The sequence below is a fragment of the Gimesia maris genome (assembly GCF_008298035.1).
Classification (GTDB): Bacteria; Planctomycetota; Planctomycetia; order Planctomycetales; family Planctomycetaceae; genus Gimesia; species Gimesia maris.
Genome location: NZ_CP042910.1, coordinates 6469079 through 6496028 on the forward strand (window position 1 = coordinate 6469079; position 26950 = coordinate 6496028).

Below are 26950 nucleotides of genomic sequence, written 5' to 3' on the forward strand. Positions count from 1 at the left end.
ATAATCCAAGACAGTCGCTGACCCCTTTATTTTCAGTGAGCCCTTAATGAGTCAGGAAGACCAGCCGCGCATGAAGTTCGGCACGTTTGGTGGCGTTTTTACACCATGTACGCTGACCATCCTGGGGGTGATCATGTTTCTGCGGTTCGGCCAGGTGGTCGGACAGGCGGGCGTGCTGTATGCGATTCTGATCGTGCTGGCTTCGAAAACGATTACCACACTGACGACGCTGTCGCTCTCCGCCATTGCTTCCAACACGCGCGTCAAGGGGGGCGGTGCGTACTACCTGATCAGCCGCAGCCTGGGTGTTGAGTTCGGCGGGGCGATCGGCGTTGTGTTCTATCTGGCGCAGGCCATTTCGGTGGCCATGTATGTCATCGGTTTTACCGAGGCGTTTGTGGGAACCTTCTCTGCCTGGGAAAGCCATTTCGTCCTTATCGCTACGCTGATCAATGTCGCGACATTCGTCTGCGTGTATATCGGCGCAGGCTGGACCATCAAAGTTCAGTATTTCATTCTCGCCATCCTGGGGGCAGCGTTGGCGTCTTTCTATCTGGGTGCTTTCTCCAGCTTTGAGTTCGGTATCATGCGCGAGAATCTCATGCCCCATTACGACGCGGGCGAATCGCTGTTTACAATGTTTGCACTCTTCTTCCCGGCGGTGACCGGCATCATGGCGGGAGCCAATATGTCAGGGGATTTGAAAAACCCTTCGCGATCCATTCCGAAAGGGACATTGGGAGCCGTCATCGTGACCGCGGTGATATACCTGTCACTGGCATTCGTGCTGGGGGGCACGCGGCCTCATGCGGATCTGATCGACAACAACCTGATCATGAAAAACATTTCTGTCTGGCCGGTGCTGATTACCGCCGGCGTCTTCGCCGCGACACTCTCGTCGGCGCTCGGCTCCATGATGGGCGCGCCACGGATTCTGCAGGCGTTCGCTCGTGATGATATTTTCAAACGGCTCTCGTTTTTTGGTGCGGGCAGCGGCTCCAGTCGTGAGCCACGCAGGGCAACCGTACTGACGTTCGTGATCGCCCAGATCTGTATTCTGCTGGGCGACCTGAATGCCATCGCTCCCATCATCACGATGTTTTTCATGATCACGTACGGCTTGTTGAATCTGGCGACGTTTTACGAAGCGATCACGAAGAATCCCAGCTATCGACCGACGTTCCGCTATTGTCACTGGTCGGTCTCTTTAGCGGGCACGGTGGGCTGCCTGGCGGTGATGTTTTTGATCAACTGGATCTGGGCAAGTGCCAGTATCGTAGTGATCAGCGGCTTATACTGGTTTATCCACTATCGCGAAGTCGAGTCCCGCTGGGGCGATCTGCACAGCGGTATGGTATTCGAGCGTGCCCGTCAAAGTCTGTTGAAGCTTGAACAGGAAGCCTATCATCCCAAGAACTGGCGGCCGATCATTCTGACATTAAGTGGCACAGCCTGGAATCGACCACATTTAGCGGTCTACGGTCACTGGCTCACGGCAGGGCACGGCATTCTTTCGATTGCGCACGTGGTCACGGGAGATATCGAGGAGCATGCGGAACGCCGCGAGAAATTCGAAAACACCCTGCGCGCATTTATCGCGAAAGAAGAACTGCTCGCGTTTCCGGCAGTGGTGGTCTCGGAATATCTTTCGGATGGTGTCGAAGCGCTGGTGCAATGTCACGGCATCGGCGGTTTGCGACCAAACACCGTTTTGCTGGGCTGGCCGAACAATCCCCAGAAGTCAGAGTCTTTCGGGTCGACCGTTCGTCTTGTTTCCCGACTGGGCCGCAGTATCATCGCGCTGCGTTTTCTTGGCTATCGGGAAGATGAAGGCGAACCCACAGGCCCGATGGTTGATCCCTGGGATGTCCCCATCGGTACGATCGACGTCTGGTGGCGTGGCCGGCGGAATGGATCACTGATGCTGCTGCTGGCGCACCTGTTACATCAGAACCCCGCCTGGCGCCGCAACCGGATTCGCGTGCTGCGTGCCGTTGTGAATGACGAAGCGGTCGATGAAGTGACACGCCACATCGAAGAACTTTCCGCCTCCGCGCGAATTGCCGCCGAACCGGTGATTGTGGTCTCTTCCGATCCTGCCCAGGCGATTCAACAAACCTCGGCAGAAGCGGCGGTTGTGATTCTCGGATTTGAACCGCCTGAAGAAAGCGCTGAAGCTGCGTTCTTTGCCCGCATGGAATCATTCGTCGGAGATCTGCCGCGCGTGCTCTTCATCGAAAGTGCCGGCGGCATGGAACTGGAATCGTAACCTAAAACAGGCTTCTTGACTGGCTCCTGTTGTGCATCGTGAGCGTGTCGTATTGTGCCGTTTTGTGTGGACCTAAAGGAATTGTGACAGACGTTCGAATAACTCTTCAGCGACGGCCACGACCAACAGAAATACCATGCAACCCAGCGCGATAATTCTTACATCCCAGGTGGGGTGTTTTCTGGTGATGTGATGCCAGGAGAGAACTCCCAGAACCAATCCCAGCAGTGCACCGAGGATCTGAGCAAAGAACTGCTGTGACTGCGCTGCGGGAGAGACCCTGGTCATCCCGTCCAGACGCATCACGGCTGTGTTCAGCCACAGAAACAACACTGATGTGGTAAACGCGACTGCCAGAACATGCAGAATTTTCAGGAACTGTGATTCGCCATGCATGGATAGACGCCTGATTTTATTATACCAACCTGACCTGGTTCTCAACGAATTTATTTTCGAGATCTGAGTAAAGAAGCCGTCGGACGATTTGTCATTTCTCTTTGGCTTCCGTTCGCTGCGGAGTCTGATAGAATAAAGATTACCACTCGGAGTATCTGAAATCACTATCAAACAGGAATATTACATGCGTCACTTACTGCTGAGAAATATTGTGTGTCCCCTGATCGCGGCGGCGGTTGCGTTTTCGTTGTGTCAGTCTGTAATGGCAGCTGAGAAGTACGAATTGAAAGTCGTGACGGATCGGCCCGATGCGATTTATAAAGCAGGGGAAGAGGCGACGTTTCTGATCTCCGTGACGAAAGACGGAAAACCTCTGGCTGATGAAAGTGGCGAGACGATAACATATCGAGTCGATGATTATATCAGCAGTGGTCCTGATTATCCGAACGGAAAACTGACCGTGGGCAGCGAGCCGGCGGTAGTCAAAGTGACGGCGGACAAACCCGGATTTCTCCGCTGTGTGGTCACCCTGGATGCGAACAAAAAACTGACAAAAACCGCCGGGGCGGCGTTTTCACCACAGGAGATTGAACCCAGTCTGCCCGTTCCGGCTGACTTCGATGAGTTCTGGGCGGAACAGAAACGCAAGCTGGCAGAAGTCCCTGCCAAAGCGAAGCTGACGCCGGTCACGCAGACAAACCCGAAAATCGAATGTTTTGACCTGCAGGTGGACTGTCTCGGCGGAGCGCCGGTTTCCGGTTACCTGGGGAAACCGAAAGATGCAAAACCCAAGAGCCTGCCTGCGATTCTGTGGGTCCACGGCGCGGGAGTTCGCAGTTCCTCACTGGGCAATGCCATCAAAGGAGCGAACGCAGGCATGCTGTCATTGGACATCAACGCACACGGCCTGCCTAACGACAAAACAGCAGAATTTTATAAAGAACAGTATGCGGGCCCCCTCAAAGGATATCCGCACTTCGGTCGAGAGAACCGCGAGACGACGTATTTTGTCGGCATGTTTTTACGTTTGATTCGGGCGATAGACTATCTGACTTCCCAACCGGAATGGGACGGCAAAACTCTGATCGTGATCGGCCACAGCCAGGGAGGCGGACAGGCGCTGGCTGCCGGTGGTCTTGATGACCGAGTGACGTTCATCGCAACCGGCGTGCCTGCGATTTGCGATCATTCCGGACGGGCTGCCGGACGCATCAATGGCTGGCCGAAACTGGTCACCACACTGCCCGACGGAACGCCTGCCGCCGAGGAACTGAAAGCAGCTCAGTATGTAGACGGCGTCAACTTCGCCAGTCGCAGCAAAGCCGATGCGATTATGAGTGTCGGTTTCATCGACGTCACATGTCCCCCTTCCAGTTGTTACGCTGCTTATAACCAGTTAAAAGGCAAGAAGCAGGTCATCAACAAACCCCTGATGGGCCACGCCGCTCCCGGTGACATTCACAAAGCATTTTTTGATGCGGTGAAAGCACATGTGAAGGAGCAGGCAGGGAAGTAGGGGCTATTTTCCAGGAATTACTAATATGACCGGCGGTTGATTTTGATATTGAAATTATTATTCTGCGGGAAACAGACAGGTCGCATTTGAACCGAAGACCTTAGCCGCTTATTGGATCTTTTTCTGTCTTGCGGTTTGCCGACACCGATGGCTGCCTGCAATATCTGATTTAGTTACTGCCGTGAACTAAGTCCGGAAAACAGAACGGCTTCTCTTTAAGGGTGTGTCTGTTACACTGGTAGAGAGACTCTGGTCTGAGCTAGTAACCTCATCACAGGAACACACCATGTATCCACGACTTCTGAAAAATATAGTCCTGCCGCTGACATTACTTCTGTCACTGTCTGCGATCGCTGTCGCGGCAGACAAGTATGAACTGAAAGTGGTGACTGATCGTCCCGATGCGATTTACAAAACCGGTGAAACGGCGAAATTCCTTGTTTCGGTGACTAAGAACGGCAAGCTGTCCTCAGGATATACAGTCACGTATTTCGTAGATGACTTTATCACTGGTGCGCCCGGTTTTCCCGAAGGAACAATGACACTGGGCAAGAAACCGATTCTACCGGTACCCGTGACATCCGACAAGCCGATCTTTCTGCGTTGTGTGGTCAAGGCAGGTGCCCCGGTGAACCAGACGAAGATTGCTGCAGTAGGGTTCTCACCCGAGGAGATCCAGTTGAGCCAGCCGGTGCCAGCGGATTTCGATGAGTTCTGGGCCGATCAGAAAAAGCAGCTGGCACAAGTACCTGCCAAAGCCAAACTGACTGCGGTCAATTCGCCGGATGCGAAGGTGGAAACTTTCGATGTGCAGGTGGATTGCCTGGGAGGGGCTCCTGTATCCGGTTATTTCGGGAAGCCGAAAGGTTCTCATGCTCTCCCCCTGCCGGCGATTCTATGGGTGCACGGGGCCGGGGTGCGAAGTTCCTCACTGGCGAACGCCGTTAAAGGGGCGAAATTCGGAATGCTTTCGATGGACATCAACGCGCACGGTCTTCCGAATGGGAACACGGCTCAATATTACAGTGATCTGGCACAGGGTAAACTGAAAGGCTATCGGCAGGAGGGACGTGAAAGTCGCGAGACGGTTTACTTCCGCGGGATGTTCCTGCGTCTGGTACGGGCCATTGATTTTCTGACATCGCAGCCGGAATGGGACGGGAAGACCCTGATTGTCATCGGCCACAGCCAGGGGGGCGGCCAGGCACTGGCAGCCGGCGGTCTGGATGAACGGGTAACGTTTATCGCGACGGGGGTCCCTGCGATCTGCGATCATTCAGGACGCGCTGCTGGCCGGATTAACGGCTGGCCTAAACTGGTTGAAACCGGTGCGAACGGAAAACCCGATCCCACCCAGTTGCAAGCGGCGGCGTATGTCGATGCTGTCAACTTCACCACACGGGCGAAAGCCGATGCGATCATGAGTGTAGGCTTTATCGATGCAGTCTGTCCTCCATCGAGCTGTTATGCGGCTTATAACCAGTTAAAAGGCAAAAAGCAGATCATCAACAAACCCCTGATGGGCCACGCTGCCCCAGCGGATATTCAAAAGGCATTTTTTGATGCCGTGCTGGAACATGTGAAAGAGCAGGCAGACAAGTAGGAGATTGTGTGATGGACGTATCGTTTACGAACACACGTGAGGAAGTTGCTGCGGCGAAGCAGGTCGAAACCGACTGGGCGAAATTGAGTGTGGGACAGCAGATTCGTTCGCTGGAGGTGGATGGATATGTCGTCATACCAGACCTGTTGTCCGCAGAGCAGATTGCGGGAATCCGTGAAGAGCTGATGGAACTGCCGACACAGGGGACCGATTACAGCGCGCATCAGCGGGGATTCAGCGGCGTACAGTGGACCGACTCGCCGACCGTGATCAAAACGATTGCGCTGCCAGCGATGATCTCGTTCCTGGAACGGCTGTTCGGGGATGAGCTGATCTGTACGTCGTGTACCTATGCGGTTTCACAGCCGGGTCATCCGGGAATCGCCATTCATACGGATGCGCAGCCTTACGGTTCGAAAATCTTCGGGCTGGGTGCGAGTTCGCCCTGCCTGGTGCGGATACTGTATTACCTGGATGACCTGACGCCTGAGCACAGCCCGTTCAAAGTGATTCCCGGCTCGCATCTTTCACTGCACGCGGACGGCAACCCGTATCGGCGTTATCTTTCGCATGAGGATGAAATACTGGTGACCTGCCGGGCAGGCTCGGCGGTGATCATCAACCAGAAAGTGTTCCACGCCAATTATCCCAATTTCAGCGATACCGACCGGCACCTGCTGGCGATTGCCTATCGCCCGGCGTGGGCGGGGCCAATTGGAGAAGTGCCCGATTACGACCCGGAGCAGGTGCAGACGTTACCCGAAAACGTGCGACCGTTGTTTCGCAGCCTGAACACGCAGAAGATTGACTATGATCTGCCGAACCGGCCCGATAATATGGCGAGTTCTGCGCCGGGAATCAGTCCGAAGCGGTATGAGTGAGTCCGGTTGCAGGTTGGCCAGCGATTGAGTAGGGTGAGGGTTCTACAACCAAACCTGTTCAACCTGCAAGGAGTGTTTTGATGAGCGAACGAATTATCATGCGTACGGGGGAATGTCTGGTCGCCGGCGGTCCCCCGTTTACGGCTGCGGAACCGGAAGTGGTGATTGGCGAACTGGATGGTCCCGTGGGAACGGCGATTGCCACGTTAACCGGCGGGCAGTCGGCGGGTCACTCGAAAGTGTTTGCGATTTTGAATACCGATATCCAGGTCAGACCGGTCACGCTGATGGTGAGCAAGGTGACCGTCAAGAGCAGTGCCTACACGAATATTCTGATGGGAACCGTGCAGGCGGCAATTGCCAATGGGGTGCTGGATGCCGTTCGCGCAGGTGATCTGCCCAAAGAGAAAGCGAATGATCTGGGCATTATCTGTTCGGTCTGGCTGAATCCTGGCGCTGCCACCGACGAGAACCTGGACCACAAAGCGCTGTTCGAAATTCATCGTAAAGCGACCGCGCTGGCGATACATAAAGCGATGCACAACGAACCCACCATCGACTGGCTGCTGGAACACCAGGACGAAATCACACACAAGTACTACCAGAAAGGTCTGGACGGAACTCTGTAAGCGGCTCGATGTGACAAGCTGTCGTCCCTGAACTGAGCTGCATCAGCGGACAGGGAGCCACGACAATTCTGCAGAGTAAACCTGTCAATTGTGACAATCAAAAGCGAGGCCTGTTTCTGACGGGGCTCGTTTTTTTTACGTCTCTACGTGACTGCCGTGGTGAGAAAAATCAGTCGACTGTGCGCTGCGCGACCAGTCTGAAAGCTGAGCAGACACATCAGAAGCAAAAAACGGTTTTGTTGACGATCAATTCACCGTCGCTAACGAATCGTTTTCGCGAAGAGAAACAGGAATCGAAAAAGACAACTGCAGTCTTCATCCCCACTTTGAAAAAACAGGAAGGCCATCCGGCGATACTTTCTGTGAGGTTTTTGATGGCTGGCATATCTGTTGCACATTTTTCAGTCATCGCAACGCCGGCAGGGAATGCTGAGAGGTTGCACGATGTGCGAGCACGTTTTCGGATGCAGCGAACCTGGCACCTCGATCAGGTTGATGACTCTCAACGAGTGTCCGGCATCTGAAAGAATGTCGCAGTAGAAGCGCGAACTACTGCAGCGGGTCGGCGGTCAAAGCCGAAATCAATGCCTTTTACATATTCAAGAGAAGGAGATCGTAATGGTAATACAGATGTCGAAGTATTTCTTCATCTTAACCTTATCTTTGTTTCTGAACCCCTGGAGTGGCGCAGTGTTAAATTCAGTGAATGCTCAGGAGCCGGCTATTTCCAGTCGCGATATCGACCCGGCTTTTGAGAGGGGAACAAGCAGATACGAAGACGACCACTGGTTCGACAAAGAGTGGTGGTACGACAACGAAAATGAAGACGAGCAGTGGTTTAGCGACGACTGGTGGTACGACGACGAGGAAGAATATACCTATCGCTATGGAGAATCTGACCTCTATGACGACGAATTCTATGGCGATGACCATTACTACGAAGACGATGACTGGCCGGAAGAATGGTGGGAAGATGGCGAATCGGAAAACCGTTACGGAGATTACCGGGAACCCAATACAGATTACTTCTTTACCAATGAATTCTATGGAGAGGGAGTTCGTCCGGAAAATGAAGAATATCTGGATTCCGACTGGTGGGAAGAGGATCGCAGTGAGGAAGGATACGACTCCAGTTACTCCGACGACTACGATCGATATTACACCGCTGATGACTGGTGGGACTAAGCTCAGGGGGAGAGTAGAGCGTTGAGGGACGATCCGTGTACCCGCTGGATCAAAGTGATTTTCTCCCGGCGGGGCACGGTTTCCTTCTCCTGTTGAAAGTTCCGAAATCTAAAATAATTTGAGTCAACAACAATTAAAGGAGTTTGATTAATGAATTTCAGTAAGTCTGTACTGTATACGTCTGCCTTTGGTCTGGCTGTGGCACTGGTTGTGCCGGCACAGGCTGATGACAAAACCAGATCTCAACAAGATCAATCAAGTCAGAAATCAGCGCAGAAACAAAGTCGACATTCAAAAGACAAACCACATTCGCAGCGCGGGGACCGCGCGCGACAGCAGTCATCAACAGATCGTAATCAGAACCGCTACCATCTGGATATGGAAGGCTGGGTCCATGTGGGCGTTGACTATGACCGTGATGGTATGTACGACGCCGTCGAGACGATTTTTCTGTACGACCTGGAAAAAGCCCAGAACCAGAGTCGGCAGCGATCTCAAGCACGTCGGGGTTCGGCGCGCCTGCAGCGCGGAGAGCGCGGCCAGCGAGCCCAGCAGGTGCAGCTCACCGGTAAAATCAAAAATCTTCAGGAAAAGAAAATGACTTCTTCAGACCAGAAACAGATGGTCGCGAAGCTGAAGACCGATGAAGGCAAAACCCTGCGAGTCTGCCTGGGAACGAAAGAGAAAGTGAGCCAGCTTGACCTGGAAAAAGGTGACGAAATCAATGTCAAAGGCGTTCGAGCCAGAATCAATGATGAAGCCGCTGTCATGGCGCAGTTCGTTTCCTTCGAAGGCGAGTCGATCCAGAATCAACTTCCCCAGCAACAGCGACTGAGAAAATTCCAGGGAACCATCCAGAATACGCGAAAGACCAGCTTCCGGGGACGCAATGGTCGGTTCCTCGTTGCTGATTTAGCACTGAATGGACAAGAGAAAACCCGACGTGTCAATCTGGGACCCGCCAGTGAATTTGAAGATGTGGAGATCTCGGAAGGGACATCCATTAAACTGCTGGCGCGGGAAGGCAGAATTAATAATCAGGAAGCACTGATCGCGCAACTGATCCGCGTGAACGGACAGAGCATCGATGTCCGCGAACCGACCCGACGTACGATTCGCGGTGAAATGAAATCTCGCAAGTCACTTGAAGCGCGCGAAACGCGTCAGGAGACAGCAGATTCCAATCGCGATGAGCAAAGTACTCGTTAATCATAACGGTACGCTTGCCGACAGCTCATCAGCGTAACGAGGCGATGGCTTCCGCTTTCAGGCAGCCATCGCTTTTTTGCTGCGCCCTGTAATACTTCATTGGGTAAGAAACAGTTCTGGCAGACGACGAAGCAGCGGTTCAGACTTTGATATCACACAGGGGGATGATGGTGCTGGTGGATTCCAGCAGCTGTTTGATCGTGACGCGTGCGAAGGCGGCTTCGGTTTCGGCATAAACGCGATCCAGTTCTGCATGCAGCGGGCACAGGCTGGTGTGCGACTTCAGCCCCAGCGGACAGGCTTTGATTCGCTCCAGGGGAGCGATGGCGTTGACGATATCCAGAATCGTCAGTTCGCCGCTCTCTGCAATCAGTTCGTAGCCCCCTTTGGGTCCGCTTTTGGAGCTCACGATTCCCGATGCCGCCAGGTCCTGCAGGACGCGCGTCAGATAGCGACGGGGGACTTTGGTCCGCTCGGCCAGGAAGTCGGCTGATGCCGGTTTTCCGGGTTGTCCTGCCAGACAGGCGACCGCGCGCAGGGCATATTCGTGAGTTTTAGAGAGCATTTCGGAGTTCCAGGTCGTTTTTTAAAAATATCCTCAATTCTACACCTTGACATGCAGAATTATATTCTATACCTTTTGGTGTAGTATAACAGTTTTAACCTGTATTTCAAGGTTTCTCTGGGGAGAACTCATTATGTTAAGCGCTAAAACGATCCAAATTGTCAAGGAAATCACGCCGACGGTCGCCGCCAATGCGGAAACGGTCACCCGGGTTTTCTACAAACGCATGTTCCAGGAGAACCCCGAAGTGCAGGCCTATTTCAACCAGGCCCACCAGCATTCGGGCGGTCAGCAGAAAGCACTGGCGGGTGCCATCTGTGCTTATTTCCTGCACATCGATGATCTGGCAGCGTTGACCCCCGCAGTCGAGTTGATCGCGCAGAAACATTGTTCGCTGGGTATTCAACCCGAGCACTATCCGATTGTCGGCAAACATCTACTGGCAGCCATCAAAGAGGTGATGGGGGACGGTGCGACCGACGAAGTACTGGCTGCGGTCGGGGAAGCTTATCAGTTGCTGGCGGATGTCTGTATTGGACGCGAACAACAGATCTATGCAGCCCAACAGGCGGCGGTCGGGGGCTGGAACGGTTACCGTTCGTTTGTCGTCGATCGTAAGGAGCAGGAAAGCGATGTAGTGACTTCGTTCTATCTCAAACCAGCCGATGGTCAGCCGATTCCCGACTATCAGCCGGGACAGTATATCACGGTGAAGATCGATCACCCCACCACGCCGACTTCTCCGCGGAACTACAGTCTCTCGGATCAGCCGGGACAGGGATATTACCGAATCAGTGTGAAGAAGGAAGACCCGTTGACGGCGGATGCGCCTGGTGGATTGATTTCAAATTATCTGCATGAGCAGGTTGAGCTCGGCGATACGCTGCAGATCGGGCCTCCCTGTGGTGAGTTCACACTGGCAGCAGATTCCCCGTCGACACGCCCGGTGGTACTGCTGGCGGGTGGAATTGGTGTCACGCCGTTACTGGCGATGGCGAAAACACTGGTCGCGACTCAGCCGGAACGGCCCGTTTACCTGCTGCAGGCCGCCCGCAACAGCAGTACGCATGCCTTTGCGGAAGAAGTGCAGCAGCTGCAGACGAATGGTTCAAAGGTGCAGACACGTGTGATCTACGATCAGCCCCTGGAAGGGGATGTGGAACAGCAGCGCTGTGATGCGACGGGTGTTGTCAGCGAAAGCCTGTTGCGGGAATGGACGCCGTTTGAAGACGCCGAATACTATTTCTGCGGGCCGAAAGCCTTCATGCAGAACGTGTATCGCAGTCTGCAGGCACTGGATGTGGGCGACGATCGGCTTCACTTTGAATTCTTCGGTCCGCGACAGGATATCGAGAGCGCAGCTGCGGTTGGCTGATGTGGTTTTTATGAAGTGACTGTCAATGATAAACGGCTTCTGGATGGGTTTTCATTCAGAAGCCGTTTGACATTAAGAGGTTTAATAACAGACGAGGCACAACCGGGGCTAATTTTGGGTTCCTCACGTGCGACGTAAGGACTATCACCGTTTAATCGGGTGGTGCGTTTTCGTCGCATTTTTTGCAGTTGAGTTGATGCCCCAGCATTGAATCGCGGCCGGCTGCGGTTGTGACCCAGGTGCGTTCTTCGAGCGGCGGGTTGTGGCGGACATGCTGATAGTGGCCGCAGGCGAGCTCTGCGACCCAGTGTCCTTCTTCGTCAGTATGATAACCGGTAATGGGCTGCTGCATTTCGTGTCCTGCTGAAATCGTTGCTCAGTCGCTGGAACTTTTTTTGAACTGCCCGTTGATTGACTTGAGGGTTTCTTCGGTGAGGACCTGTCCCCCTTGCGGGCCGACGTTGTTGCTTTCGATGATCGCGCTGTAACTGCCGCCGCGCACCGCGCGTTCGCTGGGTACGTAGGAACCGGGGCCGCAAAGCTGGATCACAAACGTCTGCAGGGCCGGACTGCGGGATTTCATCTGGGTGCCGAAGTCGGTGAAAAGTTCGAAATCGTTCGTGGCAAGAGCGACATCGCCCAGTCGCAGGGTGTGCAGTTCCATCTCATACGGCTTTTCTGTGCCGGCGTGTTGGGCATCGTAACGATCGAGGACACGCTGTTTCCAGTTTTTGATCCAGACCTTCGAAGGATCATCGGCGTACGCGACAACCTCTTTTTTCACGCGGGCATAATCTTCATCGGAAACGATCTGCCGGGGAAGTTCGATGGTTCTGACTTCGTGCTTCAGAACCGGGTCGGCATGTTTTTCCTGTTGGGCACCGGCGTAGGCTTCTTCCCAGGCGTTGACGATGCGACGTGAAATCTCTTCCAGCAGTGTCAACTCGCGCAGCTTCATCATGCGGGCTTCGGCCGATTTGCGATACATGGGGCGGGGCACCTGATCACCGCCGGCACCGGTCCAGCCGAGCACGCAGAGCTGGTCGCCGTACTTCTTTTTTAATGTTTCGCGGACGGGATGCCAGTAGTCGGCGTTGACAGCGGAGCGACCTTCGACGGCCTGTGCGGGGCAGGCGACATTGACGGCGGTGGCGATCAGTTTGTCTTCATTGTTCCAAAAAAAGAGAACTTCGACGCCGTGATCTTCATAGCCTTCGATGCCGCGAAAATCTTTGACGCTGGTGCTGCCATACATTTTCGCCCAGCCCCCTTCGTACAGGGCCCGCCGATTCTGTGCGACAACCGCATGCCCCAGTCCCCAGCCGACGCGGCCCGGCTGACGATTATTCCAGGCTTCGATGATGGCGTCGGCGATTTTCTGCGCTGCGAATTCCACGAACTCGGCCGGTTTGGTGACGCCGGTTTCCGGCAACGTGTAGCGTCCTTCAATCATCGTAGGAGCAGTATGGGTGTGCGTGGCGTTCATGATGACCTTCTTGAGATCAAGGCCGGGCACTTTGCCTTTGAGTTTTTCGCGTACTGCTTCATGAATGCCGCCGCGAATGCAGACCAGGTCGCAGGAGACGAAGACAGCGTGTTCGAGTGATTTGTCTCCTTCGCGTGATTCCACTACCAGCGCGGTAGCAGTGACCGGACTTTCCACTTTTTTCGCGATGCGGGTTCGCATCTGGCCGGTCAGAGAGACCGGCAGTTTGGGTGTGATATCAGTGGTTGCCGCGCCCACGTACAACTCGGCGGCCTGCGAGGGTGTCGCTAGCAGCAGAACCAGGAGTATCAGTGAGAACAATCGCTTCAAATCTGAAAACAGGTGGTCGGACATGGGATACTCCTCCGGCAAAGGGATGATTTTGTTTCAGGCACTTTCAAGGGGTTCGAAGTCGGCTTCCTGGAAATCGTCGACGCTGTTGAGCCAGTGCTCCTGAATGAATGTCTGATGCGCAGCGTGATTGCTGTAGAAGTCGTATTGTTCCTGCGTGTCGAACCGCATGCTGATGCCGAACGTATGCGGATTTTTGGGGCTGGTCTGGCGACGGATGACGAAGTCTTTGACATCCTGAATTTCCGCCAGGGCCGCGGCCGCGGTGAGGAACGTGGTTTCTTCGGCAGAACCGTGCGAATGTTTGAGGCGAAAGGTGACGGTATGTTCAATCACGGGTGACTTTCCTGTTGTTCAATATCGATTTCATTTAGCCGTTGATGCTGACTTACATGGTAAATTAAGAACGTTAATTATGCTATCATATCGGGACCTGTTTTTTCTACCACGAAAAATACGAAATGACACGAACGAGTTCTGGTGACCGGGATCTGCACAGAATAGCATGAAGATTCAGCCTGTCATTGAATCGCTTATTCAGATGAATCAAACATGGATATTGAGAGACATTGAAATCCAACTTATGAATAAATTTCGAATCAGAAGATTTTCGACACTCTATTATTTCATTCTGCTCTGTTCTTGCAGTCTGTCTGTGAGTGGCGCCGAGCCCGATCAAAATGAATTATTGAAACAGCAGATCGATCAGGCATGGCAGGTGACCTGGACGCGGTTTTATCGGCCCAAGACACATCTGTTTTATGATTATCTCAGCAGCTATGAGCCGGGCAAAGAACTCGGTCATCTGCCGACCGAGGCAGAGGTCAAGCGGCAGTTTCCCAATCCGTGTGGATACAGCACTGGGATGGAAGACGGCATGATCCTGGGGGGAGCCATGCTGAGTACCATTGTCGACATGTACGACGTCACCGGGAATGAAAAACTGAAAACCGATATCGACAACGTGTTTCAAGGCATCAAGCTCTGCGCGACCGTGCATGGCGTCCCCGGTTTCATTGCCCGCGCGGTCTGTGTGGAAGATGGGAAAAGCGTCTACATCAACTCGTCCCGCGATCAATACACACATTGTGTGCACGGCTTGTGGAGGTATTATCACAGCCCGCTCTGCAATGAGGAAACGAAACAGGAGATCCGTGCGATCCTGTCTGCGGTCGCCGACCGGATGATTGCCAATGTGACGGCAGAGACGAACTATGATTTTCTCCGGGCGGACGGAAAACGCTGCCCGCTGGGCATCTGTCGGATGTGGAACGTGCGTCCTCACGAAGCAGCGCGGCTGCCCATGATTTATGCGGCGGCCTGGGATGTGACGGGGGAGGAAAAGTATCGGAAACAGTACCGCCACTACCTGACGCCGGCAATCCGACAGACCCAGTCGATGAAACCGGACGAACATCATGCGGCTTACGTGTATGTGCAGATGCAATGTTCGTTCGAGTTGCTGCATCAGCTGGAACAGGATCCCGAACTCAAAGCCGACCTGCACGGGTTGATGAAACAGACGGCGGAAAAGGCACTCTCGAAAATCAGTCATGCCCGCAAAGCCCTGTATGACCTGGACCTGACAGTCCTGGGGCCCGACTGGCGAGAGGCCGAAAAATGGATCACGCAAGGCGAGTATCGCAATCCGCAGTGGGGCGCCTACCGACGCGTGTGGCATGCGATTCGCGAAGCAGGGGAACTCTCGCTCGTCCCGTTGATGGTGACCGACCTGTCGATCACCGACTCACAGAAACAGGATCTGGAAAAAATCATCCTGCGGATGGACTACGAACAGACCTCCAGTTGCGGCATCATCTACCATCTGGCCGCCTACTGGAAAGCCCGTAAACGCGGGTTGTTTTAAAAACAGTGAAACTTTTTTGCTACCACGAAAAGCACGAAATGACACGATACATGATAAGGGGTAAGCCTGAATGCAATTCGGGCCGAGCGGAGCGAGCAGGAGGTCGCAGCTGCTGGATTCGTTTCAGATCCGAGCATCCTATACTTTCCCGACACGGTCGGACGAGCCGGACCGTGGCACACGGGAGCGTGAATCCAGTTAGCCACCGTTCTTTCCGAAATGTCCGTTAACCGCGGCTAACGTCGTACGGCTAATGGTGAAATAACGGATGGCCCCGGATGCAATCCGGGGTTGTCATAGACAACAGGAAACTGTCAGGAGAGACATTCAAACCAGATCAACAACTTCGAGCTAATCAACCAAAGTGTACAGTCCCGTATGACACCTGTCTGGTGAGGATTGCATGAGATTCACATCCTGGAGTATTGTATTTATTATCGCAAATAATACGAAACGAGAATGAGTGGACAGGGGACGTACTTTGATGACACAACAGGAAAAGATGGACGAATTCTGGTTGTGGTTTGAGAGTCAAGCCGAACAACTCGTAGACCAGCCTTCACTGGAAATCATAGACGAACTGGCAGAACAACTGGCGAATGTTGACAGTGGAATTACCGCTGAAGTGTCAAACATGACTGAAAACAGTGATCGCGAACTGATAATTACTGCGCACGGCGATGCTTCTCGTTTTAAACTGATCGGGACGCTGGTGCAACGGGCGCCGCAGATTCCAGGCTGGCGGGTTCTGGCTTTGAAACCGCCCCGTGGATTTTCATTTCACGTTGACGGCAAAGAGCGTCTCTCGATCAGTGACTGGCGGTTTGTGCCTCTCAAGTCTTCGCCCGAATTCGATGAAATTGGCTTGCGCATTGAGATGCCGGAACAGGATGCCCAAAAACTCGATGTGGATGCGTTGTCTCTGGTGCTTGAAGAAGGAGTAGGTGAGGTGTTATTGTCACTGTGTTCTCATATCGAATTCGGGAGCAGCGAGACAGCCGGCGCGCTGTCGATTCATTCGCTGGCCGAAACGATCTCTGACTGGGCCCTCGCGCGGGGACCGAAATCCATGCGAGCCTGGTTACCACCCCTGGAGCAGCACTGATGTTTGCATGGCTTGTCGAAGAGATGGCATCGATCAACACCAACAAGTTTCACCTTGTCGATGGTCCGCTGCCACCTGAAAAACGAAAACTGGTGGAAACGACGGAAATCCCCGTTCCCCCTTCGTACAAAAACTTCGTAATTCAGTTCGGCAACGCACAACTGTATCGGAAAGGGAGTAATTACGTCGTGCAGATCTACGCCGTTCCGCAGGACGCAGAATCGGAAGAGGGAGAACCGCTGTTGAATATTGGCAAAGCGGGAATGGGCTGGGTTTACTTTAAGGAATCACAGTTGGTGGAGGGAGAAGAATCCCCGGTCTTTGAGTGGCGGCATCGACAGGGGCTGCGGCAGACGGCGGACGGCTTTGATGAATGGTTGAGAAAAAAGTGTACTGCCACGCGAAAGCAGTACAAGAAAAAAGAATGGCGGCTGATTGAAGAGGGCCCCGCACCATTCTCGGAGCAGGAACAGGCGATCGTGGATGCCCGCAGCCAATTTCGCTGGCGCGTGATCGGTATTTCCGCTAATGGTGATCTGCAGCTCGAAGTCCATAACGGTTCGGAACTGGTGCTCCCCTATCTTTCGATTGGGATTCGAGGCAAAATCAACGGAGGCGTTTATCTGCCCATTGGCGAGATCCAGCCGGGAGAGACTCGTGTGATTGAATGCGATTGCTATAAAGACCATGCCGCCGCCGAGGATGTAGAAGCATACGAAAAGCCGGAACCAGGTCCTGAAGATCGTCAACAGTATTGGGAGTTCAAAGCGTTACAGGGGAAAAGCAGCACCACTTGAAGGCATGAACAATAAAGTTGAGTGAAACTGATCTCTGTTTTTTCTACCACGAAAAGCACGAAATGGCACGAAAGAAGACGAGGGGTAGGCCTGAATACAATTCGGGCCGAGCGCAGCGAGCAGGAGGTCGCAGTTGTCGTATTCGTTTCAGATCCGAGCATCCCATACTTTCCCGGCATGGCCGGACGAGCCGGACCGTGGCACACGGGAGCGTCTTTGTATGTGATATTATTTCCTGTTGTATCAGCCGTCCGTGTGCCACCGCTCGGCTTGACCGACGGTGCTGATACACCATTCGAGAAGCACTTCACGCATCTTCCAGAACCCGTTGGAGCGTGGTCAGGCCGAGGGGGACGTGGCGGGGTTCGTTGCTGTCGTGTAGGGTCAGGCCGATGTGCAGAGCCCAGCCCTGGGCGCGTCTGATCTGCGCCGGTTCGGCGTTGTAGAGGGTAAAGAATTCCTGCCGTTTGCCTGCTGTATCGAGGAGCAACCAGGCACAGGCCAGATCGGTGGCGGCGTCGCCTCCGTTCAGGTCTCCCCAGTCGATGATGCCGATCAGAGTGCCGTCCCGGATAATGATATTGCGGGGATGCAGGTCACCGTGCAACCAGACGCGATCGGTACTGGCAGGTGTAGAGCAGAGTTCTTCCCAGAGTGCTGCCAGCCGGGGGGCATCCACTTCGGGATGATTCCGCTGCCGCGCAAGTCGTTCGGTGACTCCCTGGTGGCGGGTGTGCAGCGGTATGCCTCGAAAGGGATTTTCGGGGGCATCGGACGACGCGGGCTGATGCAGAGCCTGTAATGTTGTGGCCAGAAAACGAACATCGGCGGCACTGAAATCATGCGCGTCGGCGGTGGTACCGGGAATCCAGCGGACGATGCTCCACGACCACGGGAAGTTGGAGTCCGGTTGGCCGAGATGAATCGGCAGGGGGACTTCGAGCGGAAGCCGGGCCGCCAGTTCCGGGAGCCATTGCTGTTCATGCAGCAGTAGTGGGACGGCCAGTTCGCGGCGGGGGAGACGGACCGCGTATTCGGTGCCAAGCAGAAAAGTGACGTTGTCCCAGCCTTCATCAACGAGCGTAATTGGCAGATCGGCCAGTGCAGGATATTGCTTTGACAGCAGTCGCTGGACTGTCTGGATGCCGATTTGAATTTCAGCGCGGGGTTGGTTCACGTGGGAGGAGGCTTTCGTAGAATTGAAAGGCGTTTCCTGAAGTAATTCAGGAGACAGTTTAACAATGTTTTTCTCTCTGGTTGATTGAGTTTACTCAAAATGCAGGAATTTGTGGTTAATACGGATTGGGGATCAACCGGGGCTAAGGCGATTTTATGACTACCACGAAAAGCACGAAAGCACACGAAAGATTATCACTTTCATCCAGAGTTATCCGTACTAATTTGAGAGATCCGGAGAGTGTTTTTCTCATGTGGTATCGGCACCGTCGGTCAAGCCGAGCGGTGGCACACGGACGACTGATATAATAGGAGTGAACACAATACACAAAAGACGTTCCCGTGTGCTACGATCCGGCCGTGCAGGGAAAGTATTGGATGCTCGGATCTGAAACGAAACCGACAGCTGCGACCTCCTGCCCGCTACGCTCGGCCCGGATTGCATCCGGGCTCACCCACTTTCACTTTCGTGTCATTTCGTGTTTTTCGTGGTAGAAATATCACGATTGCATGTGTCACTGGTTTCCGATGTTGAGTGATACTGGTTCGATCATCGCCAGGCGGGCGGATACGTGGGGGGCGACTCTACACGAGGGGGCAGGTTTTTACCTGAAACCTGATTGTAAGCTTTCTCTGACAGTTTCCTGTTGTCTGCGACAACCCCGGATTACATCCGGGGCCATCCGTTATTTCACCATTAGCCGTACGGCGTTAGCCGCGGTTAACGGACATTTTGGAAAGAACGGTGGCTAATTGGGTTTATCTCACGTGTCCCACGGTCCGGCTCGTCCGGCCGTGCCGGGAAAGTATTGGATGCTCGGATCTGAAACGAAACCGACAGCTGCGACCTCCTGCTCGCTGCGCTCGGCCCGGATTGCATCCGGGCTTACCCACTTTTACTTTCGTGTCATTTCGTGTTTTTCGTGGTAGGAAATTTCAGTTCGAGCGTTTCATTGGTTTCCGTTTTAGCTTGATACTGGTGTGATACTCGCCAGGTGGGCGGACACTTGGGTCGCGCCCCTACGAAGGAGGTCGGTTTTGTTACTCTGAATTGCCTGACTGCTCTGTCGGTTTCCTGTTGTCTGCGACAACCCCGGATTGCATCCGGGGCTACCCGTCTTTCACCATTAGCCATACGGTAATTGCTGCGGTTTCTGCAGGTTGGGACTTAACCGGGGCTAACGCCTAATGGCACTTACTTTAAATTAAGTTGGTTACCCCTGCCGTTTGGTATGGGATTTGCGCAGGATTCTATTCTTGAAAATAGACTGCCAATTTGCCAGGAGTAACCACGCAGTGAAACAATCACCGGAACAGATTCTTGAATTCGATCGTGCCTTCGAACAACTTAAAGATTTGGTGGACTTACGCCAAGCCGATCAGCTGCATCCCAGGCGACCCAATGCAATCTATACCGCCTGCGTTGTGCTGTGGATGTTGATTTTTCAACGCCTCAAACCAGATGCCTCACTCGAAGCGGCGGTGAAGCATCTGATTGAAAATCAACCTGACTACCTTCCTGAAAACAAACGATTAAGCCAGGGTACACTCTCGTCCAACAGTGCAGCATACAGCCGGGCTCGCAGCGAACTGCCGTTGGATGTTGTGAAATGGTTTTCCAATGAAATCACTCGTGCCATCGTCGGGCAATCTGAAACCCTGCTGGACGGTCGTCAAATATTTTTACTCGATGGAACCACGATCACATTAGCACCGGAAAAAGAATTACAAACGAAATTTCCGCCCGCCTCAAATCAGCACGGTGAAAGTGTCTGGCCTGTTGTCAATCTGACCGTTTTTCACGAACTCAGTAGTGGATGTGCCTTGCTGCCACAGCTGGGGGCCATGTATGGACCTGAAGCGGTTTCCGAAACGGAACTTGCCCGAAATGGCATGCACTGCCTGCCAGACGAATCGATCATCATGGCTGATGCAGGATTTGGGATCTTTGGCGTAGCTCACCAGGCACAACTCCTGGGGCATGATTTTTTTCTACGCATGAAGAAGTTAAACTTTGAGTCACTTCGAGCCAAAGCAAAACTCGTATCGCAAAGCCCAAAACATAAGACCTACCAACACCAGTGGACTCCGACCCCCAAAAACCGTAAAACACAACCCGGGCTCCCCAGGGACGCTTCGCTGGCTGTTGTTTTGCACGAAATCATCGTCAATGAAACCTTGACGCTGTATTGCGTTACCAGCCTGCCGCAAGACGCTGCCACCCTGGGCAACCTCTACAATCAAAGGGTCAATGTCGAAGTTGATATTCGTAACTTGAAGGTCGTATTGGACACCGAGAACATTCGCGCCAAGAAGGTAGACACGTTTTTGAAAGAGCTGTATACGTCAGTGGTCGCCTACAATTTAGTTGGTCAATTCCGCAGACAGGCAGCTGAACTGAATCAGGTTGCTCCGCGGCGGATGAGCTTTAAGCGAACCTGGACAACATTCCAAACGTTCCTGTTGAAGCACCTGCACACTGAGCCAGAATCATGGCGTGAATCCTTCGAGCGAGCACTGTTCTACGCGACCAAAGATAAACTACCCAATCGCGCTGCCAACCGAAGCGTAAAAAGAGAATGCTACGCCAAACGTTCAAAGAGAGACCATTTCGAAAAAAGAAAAAAGCCCCCAGAGAAATTGAAACACACTGATCTAAAGTAAGTGCCATTAGGCTAACGCCCTGCGGCTGATTTTTTATCTCGTGGAGGCTTACCCATTGACTGTGTTTAGTGGTTCGTGATTTTCATCTGCTGGAGTGGGATGCATCTCATTTATAATGCTTCTCGATACGTGAATTGTCATTGTCTTACCAGCACAGTTGGACAAGCCAACTGTGCCACACGGAATTTTTCTGGTTGGACTGGTTCTGTTTTTTCTACCACGAAAAGTACGAAACGACTCGATCGTTTCATATGATTTTACGAAATAGGGAATGAGGTGGAGTGATGGATTGTTTTCAAATTTTACTCAAGCATGCGTTTTGTGAGAGACCTGAAATCGGGATCAGTCTGTGTTCGTTGATAACAGGATTATTCTCTGCACGGGCTCGGGGGAGTCAAGGGGGGATGAACAGAATCGGGTGGCGATACAGGTCGATATGGGTCCGATCTGGGGCGATATCGGGTCGGTTTCGCGACGATGTTGTGCGAAGTGCGGCGACCCGCAGGCATACATGCGGAATATGTGAAGTTATGCAAACTGAATATCTGGAAAAAAGGGCCTGTTTTATGGTGAAGATGACGAACAAGTATCGCGTGTTTCAGTGCTCTGTAAACTGGGCACGCGCGCGACTCAGAACAGCGCTTATCGCCGTTGGCGCGGCGGCGTCAAGGGGAAGTTGAGCAGTGAAATGCATGTGTGGTGCGCGGAAAAGCAGTCGATGTTTTTCACAACTGTCGTTTCAGAACCAGAGACTTTTGTCGGCGAGAGTCAGGAAGGGCTGGCCGTTTATGAAGCAGCGAATATTTTCCAGGAGGGTTTCCAGATGACGTTCGGGAACACGGGTCGAGGCGGCGGCGATGTGGGGGGTGATGATCACGTTATCCATTTGCCAGAGCGGGTGATTCGCTGGCAGCGGTTCGATCTCGAAGACGTCGAGTGCGGCGCCGGCGATCTCTTTCTGCTCCAAAGCGGTGGTGAGATCCTGCAGATCAACGATGGCACCGCGGCCGATGTTGATCAGGTATGCGGAAGATTTCATCTGGCGAAACTGTCTGGTGCGAAACAGTTTTTCGGTCTGTGGTGTATGCGGAGCAGCGATGACGACAAAATCACTGATGGCCAGGAGGTCGGGCAGGCGGTCGATGTCCCAGACGTCATCGACGATGCCGGGCACTTCGCGGGTGAGGGGATCGACGGCGTAAACAGTCATGCCGAACGCAGCGGCGCGGTGACAGACTTCCGCGCCGATGGAGCCGGCGCCCACGACACCGAGGGTACAGTCGGAAAGATGCAGATGGCTGCGATCGACTTCGCTGACCTGTCCGGGTCCGGTGACAAAATCGGGTTTGCCGGCGACTCCGCCGATAGGTTGCCATTCTGCTTCATACTGCTGGCGGATGTAGCGATGCAGATTGCGGGCGAAGCAGAGAACGAAGCCGAGCACATGGTCGGCGATGACATCGTAGAACAGGCCGCGCATGTTGGTGAGCTGGCAGGGATGTTCGACCAGTTCGGGGAAGACATAATGTTCAAGGCTGGCGGTGGGGGACTGGACCCACTGGAGGTTTTCCGCAGCAGCCAGGAGTTCGGGAGTGATCTTGCCGAAGAAGGCGTCGGCATCTTTGATTTCGCTCAATGCCTGCGAGAGGTCACGGGCATTACAGACGGTGAGCTGGTTCGAGACCTCTTGTATTCGTGCGAGCCGCGTGTCATCAATGGCGGGATAGATGAGTAATTTTTTCATAACACATTATCTTAATCAGAAGTGTTCGATGGTGCCACTGATGATGCGTTCGAGACCGGTTTCGGTCTGGAGAATGAGGTATCCCTGGTCGTCGATTTCGAGGCAGGTTCCCTGTTTGACTTCGAGTCCGGTATTGATGCGAATGGCACGACCGGTGAGCAGGCAAAAGCGTCGCCAGTCAGCCATGAAGGAACTGGTCTTGCCGGTAACATCATAAAGACGGTTTTCGATACCATTAATCAGATCGATGAGGGTGGAGGGCAGAGAAAATTTTTGACCGGTGGTTTCGTAGAGAGAAGTGCCCCGTGACTGGAGTTCTGCTTCGGCTGAGAGGAAGGAGTTATTGAGATTCACGCCGACACCAATGACGACAAGCCCGGGTTGACTGGCTGCGGTTTCAACGAGGATACCGGCAACTTTTTTCTGCTGCAGATAGACATCGTTGGGCCACTTGAGCTGCAGCGAGTAATCGGGCAGATGTTTTTCCAGGGTTTCACAGACTGCAAGGCCGGTGGCGAGTGCAATCAGGGATTGCTGTTCGAGTTGAATCTGCAATACACGGGTATCGACCACCAGGGAGAAAGTGAGCCCCCCTTCCGGGGACCACCAGGAATTGCTGCCTCGCCCGCGGCCGGCCGTCTGATTTCCGGTGAGGACCAGGCTGGGGTGGCTGGTTTCGCGGAGGGTAGAAGATCCGACGGGGATACAATGTGTGCTGAGGGCCCAGGAGTTGGTGGAGGCCAGGCTTTCGAAGTAGTCCAGATGCTCGATAAAGGTTTCGGTCTGGATTGCTTTCAAATCGTCGGCTGTGAACGGCAGCATTCCAGGCTCATTGCAATCAGGTAAGAAAGGAGGGTTATGAATTCGTATTAATGGCAGTCACGGCAGCTTCCCGGGTCTCATACAGAGGCCAGAGGCTGCCGACTTTGATACATTTTAAGATATTCTGCATATTTTCACAGGCATTACAGAAGACGGCCTGGCCGCCGGTCTGTCTGGCGCGCTGCAGAAGCCGGATGATGGAGCCGATGATGATGGAATCGAGATAATCGACCTTGGAGAGATCAATAATGACATTCTTGATTTCCGGCGCATCAAAGAGCCTGAGTACTTTGTTGGATTCAGTCTGGACATTACTGTACAAAAACTGCAGAGTGGACCCCTGTGGAATGACAACCAGATTTGGTGCAGACAGTTCGACCTCGAAAATTTCCAGATTATCTACCATTATCAATCCCGTTTGCGTACTAATCAGTATGAGCTGAAAACGTCAAAAAAAAAGAACAGGGTATGCTGAGCGTTACCTGATCTTAAAGCAGAGCATAACCAACCTGAATTGAAATTTCAGGCTCTGACACAAAAAAACATACCGTTTCCAGAAAAGTGTACATAAAGCGCAGGTGACGGATGTGAAGGGTAGTTTTCAACGACAGGAGTTTACTGCGGTTGGAGATTGGACTGATGTTATCAGTTGCCTAACAGGAAATCGCTTAACTAGAATAGAAGCAGACTGTTAATTTTAGACGAACCATTCCGGCGGTGCCGCTGCGAAATTGTATAATCGGACTGACTGTCACAACCTCCCTGGGGAATACGACCGCATCAGCCGAACATTTCATAAAGTAGCGGAATTTTGCCCGGTTCTGACCGATAAAATAATCCTATGACACCGATTAAGTAAAATCGTGGTCCCATTTCCAGGCTGGCCCCAGACTGGAAGAGACTCATAGAAAAAGCCTGTTGAAATAGCGATATGTCACCACCGAAACCAGCCTGGAAATACAGTCCGCGAATGCTGCTGCGTTCAATTTTAATGCTGGATGACAGTGCCCATTCGATTGCGTTGGGGACGGCCATCGGGATGTTTATCGCGTTGACACCTACAGTTGGTATTCAAATGCTGATGGTGCTCTGCGTGGCTTTTCTGACCCGCCCCTTCTTTAAATTCAATCAGGTCGCATCCCTGATCACCGTCTACGTTTCGAATCCACTGACGATCGTGCCGATTTACTGGTTCGATTATAAAATTGGAACCTACTATGTAGGCGGTTCGATGACCCAGAAAGATTTCGCGCGGATTCTGGAATTTGAGGGATTCAGCGGCTGGTGGGAAACGGTGAAGCAGTTGCTGCTGGAAGTCGGCTCTCCCCTGATCATCGGATCGCTGATTGTGGCCACTTTTTTCTCGCTGATGACCTACCCGATCATGCTCCGCCTGTTGATGCATTTCAAAAAGCAGAAACCAGCCGACAGCCCGGACGATCCGGAAACACAGACTGTGCTTCCCTCTCAAGCAACCGACCCGGGGCAGAACTTAAAATCTGTGCATCTACATTCCAGTTAGGTGTTGATCTCTACCTGCACTCTCGCATAATAATCAGTTCGTAAAAAATCCGACTGTATCGAGAAAAAAGGTATTCGAATGTCGTCTCCCAGCTATGACTGTTTATGTGCGGGCATCATTGTTGCAGATCATGTGTGTCAAGCCATCGATCATCTGCCCCGACCGGGAGAACTGGTACTGACTGACCAGATGGAACTGACGATTGGCGGCTGTGCCTCTAACGTGGCTTCTGATCTCGCCCGACTCGACAGGCAGGTAGCGATTGCGGGCATTGTCGGACAGGATGTCTTCGGCTGTTATGTGGAAGAGCGCCTGATTCAATCAGGAGTGCACTGCGATTACCTGATGAAGTCGGAGGAACTGCCGACCAGCGGTTCCTTTGTCATCAATGTGCAGGGAGAAGATCGCCGCTTCATTCATTCTGTTGCAGCGAATGCCCTGTTTACAGGCGAAACGGTCACACGCGAGCAGATTGAGTCGAGCCGCATCCTGTACCTGGGGGGCTATTGTCTGTCCGAAGAACTGTCACCAGAAAATGTGGCGGAGATGTTTCGGATGGCGAAAGAGGCGGGAGTAACGACGGTTCTGGATGTGGTAACTCCTAAACCGGCAGACTACTGGAAAATGCTGGAGTCGGTATTGCCTTTGAGCGATTATTTTCTCCCTAACAATGACGAGGGTGAGCTGATCACGGGTGAAGCAGATCCCCTCGCACAGGCCCGCGCGTTCCGCAAAGCGGGTGCAAAAAACGTCATTATTACCTGCGGCGGAGAGGGGAGTATCCTGATGAACGCCGAACAGACCTTTCAATCTGAAATTTACCCGGTCAACCTGGTCGACGGAACGGGGAGCGGTGATGCGTTTGTCGCGGGATTCATTCATGGCTTACTCGAAGGAGCGAGCCCGGAGGAATGTCTGAAATTTGGATCAGCCCTGGGACACAGTTGTGTACGGGCGACCGGCGCGACAGCGGGTATTTTCACGCGTGGAGAGTTACATGATTTTGTCGGGGCGCACGACCTGCAAGTCAGAACGATCTGACCTGCAGGCAGAAATGCGACTGGTCCATTATTTCTTAACCATATAAGGCTGTACGGCTTTTTTCCAGATCAAGTAGCCGGGGTGTTCCATATGCAGACCATCGGATTTGAACAGTTCCGGTCGCGGTTTTCCCTCTTCACCCAACATGGGTTCCCAGACGTCGGCGAATTCAAGCAAATCATTTTTGGCGCACTGCGCGGCGATGAGTTTATTGGCTTGCTGGATGGTATCCGCCAGTTTCCAGCGACTGAGACTGGGCTTAATGGCGATGAAGACAATGCGGGTTTCGGGCAGACTTTTATGAACCTTTGCGACAAATTTTTTGAAATCTTTAACGACTTCTTCCGCGGTTTTCTTGCGTGCGAGATCGTTATCGCCGGCGTACAGGAAGATCACTTCTGGTTCATGTTTGATGATAATTCGATCAGCGAAGTGGGTGGAATCGACAATTTCTGAACCACCAAAACCGCGGTTGAGTACGTGTTGCTCGGGGAAGTATTTATCCAGATCCCACATACGGATACTGGAACTGCCGACAAACAGGTTTCCTCCTTTTTTGATTCCCTGATCCTGATCCTGCTTTTCAAACTGAGAGATCGATTTTTCCCAGCGTTCAAAATTGTGTTCCGTTTTTTCAGCAGCATGGGTGCTGACCGTCAGCAGTGTCAACAGTGCCAAAGCCATGGTTCGCGAGAAGAGATTCAGATTCATATCGATTCCTTATACTTAATACTTAATTAGTCTGAT

The 26950-nt window shown here is 53.0% G+C and carries 25 protein-coding genes; 15 read left to right on the forward strand and 10 right to left on the reverse strand.

Annotated features, from left to right (window positions below):
- Window positions 1–46: 46 nt before the first annotated feature.
- Window positions 47–2269 carry an amino acid permease gene (locus GmarT_RS24060; protein ID WP_044240586.1) on the forward strand — a complete coding sequence of 741 codons (2223 nt, stop codon included), beginning with the start codon at window positions 47–49 and terminating at the stop codon, window positions 2267–2269.
- 72 nt (window positions 2270–2341) lie between these two features.
- Here the strand turns inward: GmarT_RS24060 and GmarT_RS24065 are convergent, their stop codons facing one another.
- Window positions 2342–2665, reverse strand: coding sequence for a hypothetical protein (locus tag GmarT_RS24065; protein WP_002649660.1), 324 nt, complete (start codon window positions 2663–2665; stop codon window positions 2342–2344).
- A 184-nt stretch (window positions 2666–2849) separates the two neighbouring features.
- Here GmarT_RS24065 and GmarT_RS24070 point away from each other — a divergent pair, with 184 nt between their 5' ends.
- The 6 genes from GmarT_RS24070 (at window position 2850) to GmarT_RS24095 (ending at window position 9688) form a co-directional block, all read left to right on the forward strand.
- Window positions 2850–4181: an acetylxylan esterase gene (locus tag GmarT_RS24070; protein WP_002649658.1), complete on the forward strand. Its 1332-nt coding sequence runs from the start codon at window positions 2850–2852 to the stop codon at window positions 4179–4181.
- A 286-nt stretch (window positions 4182–4467) separates the two neighbouring features.
- Window positions 4468–5784 (forward strand): acetylxylan esterase, encoded by a 1317-nt coding sequence (locus GmarT_RS24075; RefSeq protein ID WP_149303341.1) that lies wholly within the window; start codon window positions 4468–4470, stop codon window positions 5782–5784.
- Window positions 5785–5795: 11 nt separating this feature from the next.
- Window positions 5796–6665: a phytanoyl-CoA dioxygenase family protein gene (locus GmarT_RS24080; protein ID WP_149303343.1), complete on the forward strand. Its 870-nt coding sequence runs from the start codon at window positions 5796–5798 to the stop codon at window positions 6663–6665.
- An 80-nt stretch (window positions 6666–6745) separates the two neighbouring features.
- Complete coding sequence (fae, locus tag GmarT_RS24085; protein ID WP_002649831.1) at window positions 6746–7294, forward strand: formaldehyde-activating enzyme; 549 nt, start codon at window positions 6746–6748, stop codon at window positions 7292–7294.
- 690 nt (window positions 7295–7984) lie between these two features.
- Window positions 7985–8479, forward strand: coding sequence for a hypothetical protein (locus GmarT_RS24090; protein WP_149303345.1), 495 nt, complete (start codon window positions 7985–7987; stop codon window positions 8477–8479).
- 150 nt (window positions 8480–8629) lie between these two features.
- Window positions 8630–9688 (forward strand): hypothetical protein, encoded by a 1059-nt coding sequence (locus GmarT_RS24095; protein WP_149303347.1) that lies wholly within the window; start codon window positions 8630–8632, stop codon window positions 9686–9688.
- A 139-nt stretch (window positions 9689–9827) separates the two neighbouring features.
- On the opposite strand, the gene GmarT_RS24100 is transcribed toward GmarT_RS24095, so the two are convergent.
- On the reverse strand, window positions 9828–10253 hold the full coding sequence (locus GmarT_RS24100) for an RrF2 family transcriptional regulator (RefSeq protein WP_002649839.1): 426 nt from the start codon (window positions 10251–10253) through the stop codon (window positions 9828–9830).
- Between the two features lie 133 nt (window positions 10254–10386).
- Here GmarT_RS24100 and hmpA point away from each other — a divergent pair, with 133 nt between their 5' ends.
- Window positions 10387–11628, forward strand: a complete 1242-nt coding sequence (hmpA, locus tag GmarT_RS24105) for an NO-inducible flavohemoprotein (RefSeq protein WP_149303349.1) — start codon at window positions 10387–10389, stop codon at window positions 11626–11628.
- Between the two features lie 151 nt (window positions 11629–11779).
- Here hmpA and GmarT_RS24110 read toward each other — a convergent pair whose 3' ends face one another.
- Genes GmarT_RS24110 through GmarT_RS24120 form a run of 3 tightly spaced genes read right to left on the reverse strand, consistent with a single transcriptional unit; the run spans window position 11780 to window position 13801 of the window.
- The gene (locus GmarT_RS24110) at window positions 11780–11980 is read right to left on the reverse strand and encodes a DUF3565 domain-containing protein (protein ID WP_149303351.1); all 201 of its coding nucleotides are present in this window, start codon (window positions 11978–11980) and stop codon (window positions 11780–11782) included.
- A gap of 24 nt (window positions 11981–12004) precedes the next feature.
- Window positions 12005–13468 (reverse strand): neutral/alkaline non-lysosomal ceramidase N-terminal domain-containing protein, encoded by a 1464-nt coding sequence (locus GmarT_RS24115; protein ID WP_149303354.1) that lies wholly within the window; start codon window positions 13466–13468, stop codon window positions 12005–12007.
- Window positions 13469–13501: 33 nt separating this feature from the next.
- Window positions 13502–13801, reverse strand: a complete 300-nt coding sequence (locus tag GmarT_RS24120; RefSeq protein ID WP_149303355.1) for a Dabb family protein — start codon at window positions 13799–13801, stop codon at window positions 13502–13504.
- 247 nt (window positions 13802–14048) lie between these two features.
- Between GmarT_RS24120 and GmarT_RS24125 the strand changes: the two genes are divergently transcribed.
- The 3 genes from GmarT_RS24125 to GmarT_RS24135 all read left to right on the forward strand — a co-directional run bounded on the left by GmarT_RS24125 (window position 14049) and on the right by GmarT_RS24135 (window position 17234).
- Window positions 14049–15332, forward strand: coding sequence for a hypothetical protein (locus GmarT_RS24125; RefSeq protein WP_198139464.1), 1284 nt, complete (start codon window positions 14049–14051; stop codon window positions 15330–15332).
- Between the two features lie 484 nt (window positions 15333–15816).
- A complete protein-coding gene (locus tag GmarT_RS24130) occupies window positions 15817–16437 on the forward strand; it encodes a hypothetical protein (protein ID WP_002649702.1) in 621 nt (206 codons plus the stop codon).
- The gene (locus GmarT_RS24135; protein WP_002649701.1) at window positions 16437–17234 is read left to right on the forward strand and encodes a hypothetical protein; all 798 of its coding nucleotides are present in this window, start codon (window positions 16437–16439) and stop codon (window positions 17232–17234) included. The genes GmarT_RS24130 and GmarT_RS24135 overlap by 1 nt, the downstream gene beginning before the upstream one ends.
- A gap of 307 nt (window positions 17235–17541) precedes the next feature.
- Here GmarT_RS24135 and GmarT_RS24140 read toward each other — a convergent pair whose 3' ends face one another.
- Window positions 17542–18411 carry an aminoglycoside phosphotransferase family protein gene (locus GmarT_RS24140; protein WP_002649700.1) on the reverse strand — a complete coding sequence of 290 codons (870 nt, stop codon included), beginning with the start codon at window positions 18409–18411 and terminating at the stop codon, window positions 17542–17544.
- A gap of 527 nt (window positions 18412–18938) precedes the next feature.
- Here GmarT_RS24140 and GmarT_RS24145 point away from each other — a divergent pair.
- Together GmarT_RS24145 and GmarT_RS24150 are read left to right on the forward strand one after the other, a co-directional pair.
- Window positions 18939–19163: a hypothetical protein gene (locus tag GmarT_RS24145; RefSeq protein ID WP_149303357.1), complete on the forward strand. Its 225-nt coding sequence runs from the start codon at window positions 18939–18941 to the stop codon at window positions 19161–19163.
- Window positions 19164–19706: 543 nt separating this feature from the next.
- Window positions 19707–21074, forward strand: a complete 1368-nt coding sequence (locus GmarT_RS24150) for an IS4 family transposase (protein ID WP_002649699.1) — start codon at window positions 19707–19709, stop codon at window positions 21072–21074.
- A 739-nt stretch (window positions 21075–21813) separates the two neighbouring features.
- Here GmarT_RS24150 and GmarT_RS24155 read toward each other — a convergent pair.
- Genes GmarT_RS24155 through GmarT_RS24165 form a run of 3 tightly spaced genes read right to left on the reverse strand, consistent with a single transcriptional unit; the run spans window position 21814 to window position 24046 of the window.
- A complete protein-coding gene (locus GmarT_RS24155; protein ID WP_002649698.1) occupies window positions 21814–22818 on the reverse strand; it encodes a D-2-hydroxyacid dehydrogenase in 1005 nt (334 codons plus the stop codon).
- 15 nt (window positions 22819–22833) lie between these two features.
- Window positions 22834–23640, reverse strand: coding sequence for a biotin--[acetyl-CoA-carboxylase] ligase (locus GmarT_RS24160; RefSeq protein WP_002649697.1), 807 nt, complete (start codon window positions 23638–23640; stop codon window positions 22834–22836).
- Between the two features lie 34 nt (window positions 23641–23674).
- Window positions 23675–24046, reverse strand: coding sequence for an STAS domain-containing protein (locus tag GmarT_RS24165; RefSeq protein WP_002649696.1), 372 nt, complete (start codon window positions 24044–24046; stop codon window positions 23675–23677).
- Between the two features lie 564 nt (window positions 24047–24610).
- Between GmarT_RS24165 and GmarT_RS24170 the strand changes: the two genes are divergently transcribed.
- Window positions 24611–25162: a DUF2062 domain-containing protein gene (locus tag GmarT_RS24170; RefSeq protein WP_157159013.1), complete on the forward strand. Its 552-nt coding sequence runs from the start codon at window positions 24611–24613 to the stop codon at window positions 25160–25162.
- A gap of 78 nt (window positions 25163–25240) precedes the next feature.
- The gene (locus tag GmarT_RS24175) at window positions 25241–26203 is read left to right on the forward strand and encodes a carbohydrate kinase family protein (RefSeq protein ID WP_002649694.1); all 963 of its coding nucleotides are present in this window, start codon (window positions 25241–25243) and stop codon (window positions 26201–26203) included.
- 27 nt (window positions 26204–26230) lie between these two features.
- Here GmarT_RS24175 and GmarT_RS24180 read toward each other — a convergent pair whose 3' ends face one another.
- Window positions 26231–26914 (reverse strand): SGNH/GDSL hydrolase family protein, encoded by a 684-nt coding sequence (locus GmarT_RS24180; RefSeq protein WP_002649693.1) that lies wholly within the window; start codon window positions 26912–26914, stop codon window positions 26231–26233.
- Window positions 26915–26950 lie beyond the last annotated feature (36 nt).